Origin of the sequence: Christiangramia oceanisediminis, assembly GCF_022570735.2 — a bacterium.
GTDB lineage: Bacteria > Bacteroidota > Bacteroidia > Flavobacteriales > Flavobacteriaceae > Christiangramia > Christiangramia oceanisediminis.
In genome coordinates, this window is record NZ_JANCNS010000003.1 from 620,013 (window position 1) to 632,332 (window position 12,320).

General features: G+C 35.6%; 15 protein-coding genes. 10 read left to right on the top strand and 5 right to left on the bottom strand.

All coding sequences use genetic code 11. The features are described 5' to 3' along the window. Position 1: 1 nt before the first annotated feature. Entirely contained in the window at positions 2-3,013 is a 3,012-nt protein-coding gene (locus MKO06_RS15570) for a SusC/RagA family TonB-linked outer membrane protein (RefSeq protein ID WP_241552186.1), read from the bottom strand. Between the two features lie 716 nt (positions 3,014-3,729). Between MKO06_RS15570 and MKO06_RS15575 the strand changes: the two genes are divergently transcribed. Both MKO06_RS15575 and MKO06_RS15580 read left to right on the top strand, forming a co-directional pair. Next, a complete protein-coding gene (locus MKO06_RS15575; protein ID WP_241552187.1) occupies positions 3,730-4,059 on the top strand; it encodes a helix-turn-helix domain-containing protein in 330 nt (109 codons plus the stop codon). Between the two features lie 51 nt (positions 4,060-4,110). Continuing rightward, positions 4,111-5,454 (top strand): hypothetical protein, encoded by a 1,344-nt coding sequence (locus MKO06_RS15580; protein ID WP_241552188.1) that lies wholly within the window; start codon positions 4,111-4,113, stop codon positions 5,452-5,454. Between the two features lie 211 nt (positions 5,455-5,665). On the opposite strand, the gene MKO06_RS15585 is transcribed toward MKO06_RS15580, so the two are convergent. The 3 genes from MKO06_RS15585 to MKO06_RS15595 are packed head-to-tail and all read right to left on the bottom strand — an operon-like array spanning position 5,666 to position 7,520. After that, complete coding sequence (locus tag MKO06_RS15585; RefSeq protein WP_241552189.1) at positions 5,666-6,022, bottom strand: hypothetical protein; 357 nt, start codon at positions 6,020-6,022, stop codon at positions 5,666-5,668. Positions 6,023-6,025: 3 nt separating this feature from the next. Beyond that, entirely contained in the window at positions 6,026-6,529 is a 504-nt protein-coding gene (locus tag MKO06_RS15590; RefSeq protein ID WP_241552190.1) for a hypothetical protein, read from the bottom strand. Then, positions 6,522-7,520 carry a hypothetical protein gene (locus MKO06_RS15595; protein ID WP_241552191.1) on the bottom strand — a complete coding sequence of 333 codons (999 nt, stop codon included), beginning with the start codon at positions 7,518-7,520 and terminating at the stop codon, positions 6,522-6,524. Before MKO06_RS15595 ends, MKO06_RS15590 begins: the two co-directional genes overlap by 8 nt. Before the next feature lie 146 nt (positions 7,521-7,666). On the opposite strand from MKO06_RS15595, the gene MKO06_RS15600 reads away from it, so the two are divergent. From MKO06_RS15600 to MKO06_RS15610, 3 genes are all read left to right on the top strand, one after another. Next, positions 7,667-7,948 (top strand): HNH endonuclease, encoded by a 282-nt coding sequence (locus tag MKO06_RS15600; protein WP_241552192.1) that lies wholly within the window; start codon positions 7,667-7,669, stop codon positions 7,946-7,948. Positions 7,949-8,151: 203 nt separating this feature from the next. Further along, complete coding sequence (locus MKO06_RS15605) at positions 8,152-8,628, top strand: hypothetical protein (RefSeq protein WP_241552193.1); 477 nt, start codon at positions 8,152-8,154, stop codon at positions 8,626-8,628. Between the two features lie 876 nt (positions 8,629-9,504). Then, positions 9,505-9,777 (top strand): hypothetical protein, encoded by a 273-nt coding sequence (locus tag MKO06_RS15610; RefSeq protein WP_241552194.1) that lies wholly within the window; start codon positions 9,505-9,507, stop codon positions 9,775-9,777. A 19-nt stretch (positions 9,778-9,796) separates the two neighbouring features. Here MKO06_RS15610 and MKO06_RS15615 read toward each other — a convergent pair whose 3' ends face one another. Continuing rightward, positions 9,797-10,063: a hypothetical protein gene (locus tag MKO06_RS15615; protein WP_241552195.1), complete on the bottom strand. Its 267-nt coding sequence runs from the start codon at positions 10,061-10,063 to the stop codon at positions 9,797-9,799. Positions 10,064-10,187: 124 nt separating this feature from the next. Between MKO06_RS15615 and MKO06_RS15620 the strand changes: the two genes are divergently transcribed. The 5 genes from MKO06_RS15620 to MKO06_RS15640 all read left to right on the top strand — a co-directional run bounded on the left by MKO06_RS15620 (position 10,188) and on the right by MKO06_RS15640 (position 12,319). Continuing rightward, complete coding sequence (locus tag MKO06_RS15620) at positions 10,188-10,397, top strand: hypothetical protein (RefSeq protein WP_241552196.1); 210 nt, start codon at positions 10,188-10,190, stop codon at positions 10,395-10,397. 29 nt (positions 10,398-10,426) lie between these two features. Continuing rightward, a complete protein-coding gene (locus MKO06_RS15625) occupies positions 10,427-10,567 on the top strand; it encodes a hypothetical protein (protein ID WP_241552197.1) in 141 nt (46 codons plus the stop codon). Positions 10,568-10,648: 81 nt separating this feature from the next. Further along, positions 10,649-10,798, top strand: coding sequence for a hypothetical protein (locus tag MKO06_RS15630; RefSeq protein WP_197092352.1), 150 nt, complete (start codon positions 10,649-10,651; stop codon positions 10,796-10,798). 5 nt (positions 10,799-10,803) lie between these two features. Further along, complete coding sequence (locus MKO06_RS15635; RefSeq protein WP_241552198.1) at positions 10,804-11,142, top strand: SHOCT domain-containing protein; 339 nt, start codon at positions 10,804-10,806, stop codon at positions 11,140-11,142. Positions 11,143-11,167: 25 nt separating this feature from the next. After that, positions 11,168-12,319: a DUF4236 domain-containing protein gene (locus tag MKO06_RS15640; RefSeq protein WP_241552199.1), complete on the top strand. Its 1,152-nt coding sequence runs from the start codon at positions 11,168-11,170 to the stop codon at positions 12,317-12,319. Position 12,320 lies beyond the last annotated feature (1 nt).

A 12,320-nucleotide genomic window follows, 5' to 3' on the forward strand; every position in this document is an offset into this window, starting at 1 on the left:
TTTAAAAATTAATATCCAGTCCCAGGCTTAGGAACCGTAATGGCGGAATAAGGTTGGAACCCGCATTTTCAGGATCTAAACCTTTATAATTGGTAACTGTGAAAAGATTTTGTCCCTGGAAATAGATTCGACTGTTTATTCCGGCAAACTCCGGCAAATTATAGGAGAGGGATAGATTCTTTAGACGTACATACGAAGCATCTGTATAGGTTAAAGAACTACTTAAAAGTTGCTGAAAAGCAAAATAAGGAGATCCAAATCCACTTTCAGCCTTCTGGAAAGTAGCATTATCTCCAGCTGCCTGCCAACGGTCTAATAACTCTAAAGGCTGGTTATTGGGCAACCCAGGCAGACCGAAGGTCTGGTAGTAGGTCCTGCCCTGCTGCTTTACGAACTGGAACAAAAAGTCTAAAGCAAAGCCTTTAAAATTTAGGCTATTCTGAAATCCTCCGTAAAATTCAGGATCAAGGTCCACCAGATCTACAATATCATCCGGAAAGCCTATAAAACCGTCCTCGTTTAAATCTTCAAATTCATAGACTCCTGTTTCTGGATTTACTCCGTTTAATAAATATCCTTTTTGGATCGATAAGGATTCGCCAACGGTGTAAGTTGTGCTGTATGGAGAATTCTCAATATCATCAAACTCCAGTAGCGTATTCTTTGGAATAGTTATATTAAAATTAGTAGCCCAACTAAAATCCTCACCTGTTATATTTTGTATAGATAAGGCAAGTTCCCAGCCTTTATTTTCTACCAGTGCAGGAAAATTATACTGTATGCTCGTAAAACCTGTAGTGCCCGGTAAGGGTAAACCAATAAGCTGGTTTGAAGACCGGTTGCGGTAATAGCTGGCGCTCAAATAAACGGCATCGTCGATTAGGCCTAATTCCAAACCACCCTCCAGCTTCCTATTAGTTTCCCAACCAAAATCACGGTTTACCAGGCGCGTAGGATATAATCCCGGGCTTCCCTGGAAACTTACCGAAGTTGCAGACCAAAGATCTAGAAACTGGTAATCTCCAATTTGGTCACTACCGGTGGTTCCATAGCTAAATCGAAGCTTCCCAAAACTTAGAAACGGGAGATTTTTCGCAATAAAATCCTCTGCAGAAAAGATCCTTCCGGCTCCCACTGCACCAAAAGATGCATATTCCCTGCCGGGGCCAAACCTACTGGACCCGTCACGTCTCCCGGTAAGGTTTAATAGGTATTTATCTTTATAATCTGTATGAAACCTTCCATATAAAGCGCGGTACTTATATTCGGTATTACCAGAGAATAATATTTGGGTATTACCCGCAGCCTGGATATTCTCAAGAAGTTCATCACTATTGAAACCCGTAGCCCTTAAAACCTGCCTCTCATTTGTGGTTTCCTGTACGGTGGCACCTACAAGAGCAGACACATTAAAATCACCCAATTTTTTATTAAAGTCTAATTGCGGCTCCACAATCCAGGTTTGCAACCTGGAATGGTTATTAGAAGATTCCCTTCTATTAAACGATATGGAAGGATCGAAAGCAGACTGTGGTGTATATTGGTCTTCCCGGGTATTTATATGAGTATATCCAAACCTGGAACTTATTTTTAAGCCAGGCAATATCCTGTAACCGAGGGTAGCACTGCTCACCAGGTTATTGGTTTCTCCACGGTATCGTTCTTCTAAAGAAGCCAGGGGATTGGAAAAAGTAGAATTCTCCCAGTTCAAACTTCCGTCAGGATTAAATAAGGCTGGCGCGTTGGGAGCAAGTGTCAAGGCCGCCAGGGTAAGATCGGCTTTAGGTAGCTCGTTACGGTTTACGCTGTAGTTACCCGCAAAATTGGCTGAAAATTTGTTGTTTTTGGATCTATGATCAAGGTTGATATTTCCTGAAAAGAGCCGGTTCTTGAAATCTCCAGGAAAAACCGTTTCATCTTCTCTAAATCCAACTCCGGCCCTATAGGTAGTTTGATTGTTTCCTCCGCTAAGGCTCGATTGAATATTCGTAAATTCTGCTGTACCACCAAATAACTCTTCCTGCCAGTCCGTTTCTCGTTCCTGGTCCCAGGTTAAGAGGTCCGGAGCACCGGCGGCAGATGGTTCTGTTCCAGAATTCTCATAGGCTTCTCTCCTCAATGCCAGGTATTGCTCCGTATTAAGAAGGTCCATCCTATTGGCGACCTGACCAACTCCTCGTTGAATGTTAATGCGATAATTGGCCTCACCAGATTTTGCTGATTTAGTCGTAATTAATACCACCCCATTCGCACCCCGGGAACCATATATCGCCGTGGCATCAGCATCTTTTAACACCTCGATACTGGAAATTGTAGAAATATCAATATTGGCTAACGGACTGGTTTGCAAGCTGGCCTTTCCAACCCGGTCGTCAGTCGTTGGGTTGGTTGGGTAAGGGACCCCGTCTATGATAAATAAAGGAGCATTCCCATCTGCTCGTAAACTGTTGGTTCCCCTTATTTTAATATCAAAGCCGCCACCCGGGACCCCGGTGGCCTGAGTTACTTCTACCCCGGGCATTCTTCCCTGGATGGCGGCAAGCGGGTTAAGCACCGGTTGATTTTCTATTTCTTCTGCCGTAACCCTGGATATATTACCTGTGCGCTCCCGCTCCGTCACGCTGTAATATCCTGCATTCAATTGTATCTCGTTTAGGGAGGCTATATCCTCTTCTAATAATATTCGTATCTGGCTATTCCCATCTATTGGTATTTCCAGTGTTTTATAGCCAATAGATGAGAAAACCAGGGTATCACCCGGGGATGCATTTATTGTAAATTCTCCAAGGTCATTCGTGGTAGTACCATACTGCCGGTTCTTCACCAGTACGGTAACGCCTAACAATGGCTCACCGTCCTGGTCGCTTACCGTTCCCGAAATTTCTTTTTGTAATAGGAAGGGACAAATTTTAGGCGTTGCTGCCTGGGCCTGGGATATGGCGAGGATCACCAGTAATCCCATAGCCAGTAGGAACATGATAATTAACATGCCCCTCCTGTAAAAATTTTTCATAATTTTACATGAGTTAAATGAAACATTAGTTTTATTAAAGCTTAGGCCTTCCCTGTACGACGCCAATCTCAAGGGAAGGCTTTGTTGCTTCTACCCGTCAAAACGAGTGTTCATCTTTCTTTTTAGCATAAGCGATTTTTTTGTTGACTAAAACAAACTATTAATAATTGGAGCAAAAAAAGGCATCCTCGTCCTACCATTATACCCAGCCAAATGAGTTCTTGAGCACTACATGAGGCTTCCCTCCCAACTCCCGGTACGGTAGGGATTGTACCGGCATCCCACGGGATTGTTATACCAATTATCCTGTTCCCGCAAACAGGAATTAATGATTACACTTAATCAAGTGCTGGCCACCTTGGCCTTATTAATATGTAGGGTTATACTTTTAAAGCGACTTCTGCTATGAAGAAACAAAAGCTTTGAGAAGAAAAGTAAACGCATAAAAAATGGGCGCGAAACTCAACTTACCACGTCAGAGGTACTGGTATACCGTGCAACGATAAGAGAGCCCACGCCCGGGTCGTGAGCATCCTTGCTTATCATCTCGTTGCATAAAATTACCAGTTTTCTAACGCGAGACTCTAAGCGAATGCTTCTAATATTTTACTTAAAGAAGTTTCGCAAATATATTAATGACGTAAATATAATTAAAATTTCTATTTCAACACATATATGTGTTGATTTTATTTCTAGAGAATGGCAACTTTTATAAAATGAGTCAGGATGAATTAAATAAGTTGCTTGTCAACATAGGGAACAGAATAAGATCTTTAAGGAAAAAAGAAAATATCTCTCAGTTGGAACTAGGCAATATCGTAGGAAGATCCGCGAATCAAATAGGTAGAATTGAAAGGGCAGAAGGTAATCCAACTATTGAAACACTTTATCGAATTGCGACACATTATAAAGTAGATATCAGCTATTTTATAGATCGGAAAAAAAAATTTCTTTTAAAATCTTTTGCCACGTTTTTGGCGAGTTTATTTTTTAAAATAGCATTTTGCAAATATTTTAGGCTAAAGGGTTATATTGCGAATTATTAAACGGGCATTTTAATCACCCGTATTTATTAAAAGATTATTCTACATATTTATATGGAATTTTGGGAAAGATTAGGGTTTAGAGAAAATCCTTATAATACAAAGCCTTTAAATGTTAGTCTGCAAGATGTGGACTTGCTGATGGGCCGAAATGAGGAACAAATCGAATTTTTGAACGCTATTGATTCTAATAAAGAAGGAATATTAGTCCTCTCAGGAGTACCTGGTGTTGGCAAAACAAGTTTTTTCAATGTTCAACAGTTCCTTTTAGAGAGCGGTCATGCTCCATTTGGTCCAAGGCTTCTTGCTGCACGACAACTCTGTCCAGTGAATCCGTATGATGAACCTAGATTTATAGCTGAAAGATGTGTCCAGTCTCTTTGTAAGTCGATCCAGGTATATTGCAGTATGACTGGTGCAACTTTACCTCCTGAGACAAAAAAGATTTCCGAATGGATTAACAAACGATCTGCTGCCAGTTATTCGCTTGGGCTGTCAGTTATGGGTTATGGAGGTAATTTTGGTAGACAAGTATCAGTGTCCTCTATAAAGGATACTACTTATGAAGGGCTAGTGGAGGTCATAGAGGTAATGGTTTCAGAAGTTGTTGCTATTTTAAACTTTAGCGGCTGTTTTATTGTTCTAGATAACATTGAAAATTTACAAGAGGATGAGTTAGGCGAATCTTTAATAACATTCAGAGATACGCTTTTTTCTTTGGAAAATGTATGGTGGATTTTGATTGGTCAAGCCGGTTTAAATAGCCTTATTCAAACTAAGGACCCAAGAGTTTCTCAAAGAATTTCAGCTAGTATTGATTTAAAACCAATTTCAGACGAATCATTGAAGAGAGCGGTGGATCAAAGAGTAGACAAATTTCATTCCGGGCAAGAGAAAGGATCTTCTCCAATTCCAGAGTCTATATATACTAGATTATTTGAATCATCAAATGGAGAAATCCGATTCGTCTTCAAATACTGCCATGATATTTGCTTAAGGTTAGTTAAGAAAGTTAGAACTCAAATGGCCGGATTGGATAATGGCTGGGGAGAAAAGGTTTTCAATGAATTAATGGGAAATTACTTTGTTAAAAATGAAATTTCCGAGGATAATTGTAATGGTTTATTAAAAGAATTGATTTCAGAAAATTTTCATGGATTAAATCTAAGTGAAGAAATTAAAGGAATTTTAAAGCAAATTGGAAAAAATGAATCTGTTGGGGTCTCAGATTATAAAGACTTTAAAAAATTTGGCGTAAAAAATCAAAATGATTTTCTACATAATTATTTGACCAAATTAAAAGATAAAAACCTGTTATTGAGAAAGACGGAAGGGAAAGTTGTAAAATTTCAATTAAGAGGTTTGACCTTAATAGCATTAGAAAAAAAGCTATTATAAATTAATTTTACACAATGCTTAAATCCTATAGTTTGGAAAATTTTAAAAAAGATTAATGAATGTCACAACTTAGTCGTCCTTCCTGATGTGACAATTTCAAAATAGCTAATTAAATCGATTTTATTTACATTCCTGATCTGCCATCGCTTTGAATCTCTCATTTTAAAGATTTTTCGAGCATTAAATCCTGAAAAGAAGGAATTAATATTATTTACCAACTACCAGAGTTATCCAGTGAAGAAGCTTTTTTTAAAGCATTCTCAACTATTTCATGTAAACTTACCGCTGAATTGCATCTTTCGGTCCTATCTACTAATTCTTCGAAATATTTAGAAGCTGAATTATAAGGTTTTGTAGTGCATAGTTTTGCAAGAGTTTTTATCAATTTATTTTGTGCCCCAGTAAATTGTTTTTCTGCAGATCCTAAGTGCCTTGCAAAATTATGACCTTGCTCCATAGTTAAAGCGTTTTCCAATAAACTTTTATTTGCTTGAACTGATTTTGAAGGATAAACCTTTCTGAGTAAGTTCTCAAAATTACGACCAGCCATGTAAGTGTCTAAAGACATAATCTAATTTTTTAATTTATTATTTTGCATATCTAAAATGAGATTAATTATATGAAAGCATCGCAGAAATGTTAGAAGTATGAAAATTAGACAAACTACATTAATGTAAAAACCGTACGATTGATAAAGATTTTTACCTAGTGTTGCAAGGGCTAACGTTATAAATGATACAAATAATAAAATTAGAACGCCACTCTTTAAAATTCTTATCGATTTTGAATACAAAGGAGAGGCTAGAAATACTTGAAAAGCATTTACTTTTTCATCAATTTTATCTCCTCTGATTATTGTATTCGATTTAACGGTTAGAAGTATAGTAAGTAAAGTTAATATAAAACCTGATACAGTAAGGCCAATTGCTCCGAGATTATTAGCATTTTCTTCTAATCTTAATTCAATTTCAAACTTGTTTTCACATATATAAATTATTGATAATATAACACCAGTAAATATTAAGTCATAAAGTAATGGCCTTTTATAATATTTATCCAATAGAAAATTAATCATTCTGTGAATTTATAGTTTTAGATCTATAATTCTTATATGCATTGTTTGCTAAAACAAACATTTCTTTTGGATCAGCTTGTCCTTTTTTTCCTTCTTTTAAAGGGCATTTAAAATTTAAGCTTTTCTTACCTCTAATAAAATTGTAACTTTTATCTTCTCCATCATTATCTTCATATTCTAGATAGAAATCCTCCATGTTTTCTAAAATCGTTATATCCTTAGTAACTGCATTTAATAGTCTTTTGGTTGTAGTCATCATTTTATAGTTGGTTTCATTAACTACTTTCTTACCACCTTGATCTCTAAATCCTAAATCTACTCGAATCGTTTTTGGGTCGACTAATTTTCCCAAAGCTTGCATTTCTGAAAAAAATGCGTCTTCAGTATTTCTATATAAAGCGGGTAAATTTTCAGGCCTTGCTCTAAATCTAAATCTGAAGATATTCTGAAGCGAATGCATTACTTGTTCTGCCGACTTCTCCATATGAACTTGAGCTTTGCAGGCTTTGCTAATATGAAGAACACTTTTAGAAGAGATATACCTGAAATAGTATTCAATATCAGAAATTTTTGGACCAACACTGTTATATTCACATAATATTGTTGGATGAGATAATTTATCCATATCGATATAAAAATGGGTAGTTTCAACTATCTCTTTATTTTTTAAAATATCGACTGATTCGAAGCTTAGAGTATCTTTGTCCATAAAAGAGGGGGACTTGTCTCTAATCAAATGAATTTTGCATTTATACATTTTATCTGGGAAAGAAAATGCCGCTGAGGAGATAAATAGTTTTCTGGATTCAGCCTTGTCTCTCTTTTCGTGTCGATCAATAATTACAAATCTCCGGTTATTCCGGCGTTCATCATTGATATACTTGATGCAGGATTTAATAATGTTGAAGCTCCCAATTTTATCACTTTGTTCTTTGTAGGGTTGAAATTCCAAATCAAAAATGTGAAATTTCACATTGAGTTTCTTATCCATATAATACATTTAAGTATCCAGAATCGGAAGTAGGGTTGGGATTCTGCGGCTAATATATTATTTATTTGACCATTATTTTAACATCTATATAAAAAACCGTGAAAGTTGCTTCTCTAGGATGAGAATTATGGACCATCAATATACAAATGATCGATGCCTGTCATATCCATCCTTTTAGTCTATCTAATGATGATACTGTTTCTAACGGAATTGCGCTGTCCCCTACCCTGCACCGAGCTTTTGATCGTGAATTAATTTATATTCCAGCAGATTATAAAGTAAAGGTATCTACCGTTGTTAATGATATCGATTCTAACTTTACCTTAACCCAGTTCAATGAAAAAGAAATTTTTCTACCAAATAAAGAATCCTGGTTTCCTTCAGTTGAGTCTTTAAGCTGGCATCAAGAAAATGTATTTATAAAATAAATATAAAGACATTCAACCTAAGTGGAGTGATTAGGTTAAATGAAAACCGAAAATTTGATTCTCATCTCTCAGCCATAGAAGTATCACACAAAATCATTGTTCAACCTGTCAGTTATATTTTTTGAAATATACCCTCTAACGGGTATTTCTTCCGCTTAAATAAATATCTAATTTTCAAACAATAACAATTAAACCTATTAGCTATGGCAGCACTGGAAGAAATTAAACAGCATTTTGACATTGATGAGTTAGAAAAACAACTTCAAACAGTTCTAACACTAAAAGATCCTATTGGATACATGGAAAGTAATATCAATTGGGAGATCGATAAAGAAGATTTAGACGACTCACCCGAACTTGATGATCAAATATTATTAATGACTAGTGATTCCAGGATGAAAACGATCTACGGCGCCTGGAACCCGTTCAAACGCTTTTTAAGTTGGTTAAGCAGGAAGAAGATTGCAAAAGGAGTTAAAAAGGCCCTTTGCGGGATTGCCGATAAAATTCAAAGTCTCATCGATGAAGAGGCTGAACTGAAAAAAATCTTAGAAGTAGCACTATTGGCTTTAATTGGTGCATTAGGAATTGGCTCGATTAATCCGGTAGTTTTGACTATTGTTGTTGGTTTTTTAGGAGCAATGATCCTAAACGGAGTAACTAAATTTTGCGGTTTTTAAACTAAATCATTTAGTTTAACTTTTCTATAATATTTCTGTAAGTGAATTAAATTTATTTTTAAACGAAATGTAGATAACAAAAAAGGGTTAATTCTGTAATGCAGTCATGGCCCTTTTTTTACGCCTTAATTTAAACGGGAATTGAAATCTTTCCATCCTATTTCCCCATTGATTTTTATTGGGATCTCGAAATGTTGTGAATTCGCATCCAAACTTAAACATATTAAACTGTCACAATGTGGACATTTGAATTTAGCTTTGCGCGTTAGCATCGCTAGAGTGAAACTAAATTCTTTTTTACAAATTGTACAATCTCTTTCCATCAAACTAGAACCTACATAAATCATAATCATAAATTTTTACACTAAAGTGTTGGTTTTTACACATTTATTTGTACTAAATATGAGAATTTTAAAAATTAAAATATCTTATTCCCGTCTTAAATTATAGAATTTTAACAACTGCAATTAAATCATCAGCTACGAAAAGCGAAGTAATAGACGTTTTAAAAAAATTTAATGTATTCGTTCCTTCTTGTCTTATTAATGATAATACCGTTTCTAACATAATCGCTCTATCCTTATCTTGCACGGCTTTTCTGATTGTAGATAAACTCACATTACACCGGATTTCAAAGTGAAGGTTTCTACCGTGGTTAATGATACCGATTCTAACTATACCAAACCCAGTTTCACGAAAGTTGAATTTTTCTACCAAATACAGAGTCCTGGTATCCTTTGGTAGATTCTTTAGTTTGGCATATAAAGCATATTTTCTGCAATAAAAAATTAGATTATAGAATACAAAGGCTATTTAATTTTGGGTTTTGTCCAGATGATTTAAATTAGCCTTCCAAAATAATCTGAACGAACACGTATGGGACTAAATGCTTTGATTTCAATAGATCTAAAGAATAATGATATTGAAAAATGTGAAATTTTCATTGAGGAAATGATAAACAAAGAATGGTCTCTTATGGAAGAGGTTTCTAATACCTGGGTTACTAGTTTCAATGAAGGGGTCACCAGGGAGAAAGCATTAGCGGTTATACAGAATGATATACAGGAAAGCAAGATGAAGTCTCAACTCGAAAAGATTAGCCTGGCGGTGCAATTGGCCGAAGAGGATATAGTATTTGGAGAGTTTTAATAGTGATTGTAATTAGATTTTAAACTCCTGAAAATTCTTTAGATAAAGCTGCTACCGCTTTTTCTAATTTTACTCCCAAACGATTACAAACTCTTTGTAAATCATTAATGGCAAGATTAGAACTTTTTTCATCATGCCATAAGGTAGTATTAGGCATTTCATAGGTAGGTCCATTACCATATCTCCAGCGTTCACTATATCCCAGCTTTAGCATTTCATCCTTCACATTTGTATGAAGCTTATTAATATCATACGATAACATGATTACTCCAATTGTATCTCCCATAGCTTATTTGTGGTATTATTTATTACGAAAGTAAGATGCTCTTCATTATTGCCTTTACGGGATGTCGCAAATAAAAACTACCTACGGTCTGTACCTTGCCTCTAAATCATTTTAAGATACTATTATGCCATATTATTATGTAAATAAAAACGCCCAGCCTAATGGAGATCACGAGGTACATGAAAAAAATAACTGTCCTAATCCTCCTAATTTTGAAAACAGGAAAGATTTAGGTTGGCATGTAGACTGCCATAGTGCGGTAAGGGAAGCTAAAAAAACCTATAAACAATCTAATGGTTGTGAAGACTGTTGTAAACCGTGTCATACGACTTAGATTAATTAATTTTTATTCTCCTCAATTTTATGGAAACAATTACCGCTATTAAACCAGGACCCAAGCCTAGAAAACCAGACGGTACTCCAGACCGAAGAAGAAGGGTAACCCCAGATAATAAGCCAAAGCATCCTAAATTAAAACCCGACAGGCATAAGCCGGGAGATTAAAAGAACCTTTTTTATGGGAAACCGTAAATAAGTAATACTTGAACTATTTAATTTTCAAGTAAATATTTAAAAATTACTATTATGCCGGTTAAACACACACCTACAGGTGAAGTTCATAAAGGAGAAAAAGGAGGAAGTACAGGGTGCGGGGTTAATACCAAAACTAAACCCGATCATTGGGTAGATACTTCTTCCAGGATTACCTGTGCAAAAAATGGATGTAAAAATTAACCTGTATGGAAATATTTATTTTCTGGTTAATTTTTAGCTTGGTTGTAGGCTTTATAGGTTCAAATCGTAAAATAGGTTTTTGGGCTGCATTTTTATTATCCTTATTACTTAGTCCTTTACTGGGATTAATTATAGCCCTGGTATCGAAAAGCAATGACTCCTATGATTATGAAAATAAAGTACTCAAAAATCAAAATGAACAAAACGATAAGCTAAGTAAAATCGCACAGAATTCTGCCCATTCGATCTCTGAAGAACTTAAAAACTTAAAACTTTTAAGAGAGCAAAATGAAATTACGGAAGAAGAATTTCAAAAGCTGAGACGAAAAATTATCAATTCCTAGTTCTTTAAATTCTTATAATTAAATCATGGCCTGGAGATATCGGAAAAGAATCAAAATTATTCCCGGTGTACATTTAAATCTAAGCAGAAGCGGGATTAGCACTTCTATTGGAGTTCGAGGAGCCAGCGTAACCCTGGGAAAAGACGGAACTTACCTTAATACAGGGATTCCCGGCACCGGTATTTACCAAAGACAAAAACTATCAGGTGGCCTAAAATCTAAGCCTGATACTAATAATTTTGTCCATAACTCCATTTCGTATACTGAAACCGAAATCACAAGTTCTAGTATTCATGAAATCACCAGTAGTGATATGCAGGGTATTAAGGATGCTATTATCATGGCTGGAAAACAAAGAGCGGAACTTAAAGAGGATTTGGCTACAGTAGAATCTAAGCTAAGTCTTACCAAGCTGTATTTGGTATTTAGTTACCTTTTTTTATACGGCCTAATAATAAAAAGTATCGCAGATAATATTAGGAAGGATATCAGCTCGCAAAAAGCCGCAATCAAAAGGATAAAGTTGGAAATAGAACAATGCTATGTAAATCTTGATATTAATTTTGATGAAGAATTTCAAAATTGTTACGATCAATTAAGGCAGCATTTTAATTCTCTTTGTACCTCACACAAAATTTGGGACGTAACCAGCGAACAATATCAAGACAGAGCCACCACCAGGTCGTCAGCAGGAGTTTTAGTGAAGAGAAGTGAGGTTCGGTTAACTACTAAATCGCTAGATTTTATCAAATGTAAATTGGACGCCATGGTTTTTCAAAACGCTAATGGGGCCGATCTTTATTTTTATCCCTATTTTATTGTAATGTATACCGATCCTTCAAAATTTGCCATCATCGGTATTACAGAGCTTGATCTTCATTCCAGCTACGTAAGATTTACTGAAACCGGAAGCGTACCGAAGGACTCACAAATTATTGATTATACCTGGGCTAAAGTAAACAAGAACGGTTCAAGAGATAAACGTTTTAAAGGAAATTACCAGATTCCCGTAACAAAATACGGCCAGTTTAATCTGTATACAGATACTGGAGTCAATGAAGAATACCAGTTTAGTAATTATGATTATTCAAATAGCTTTGGAAATTCTTACCTCAAATACCAGCAGATGATTAAGAAAAATACTTCAGAGTTTATCCAGGAAAATACAGTTTCATAAG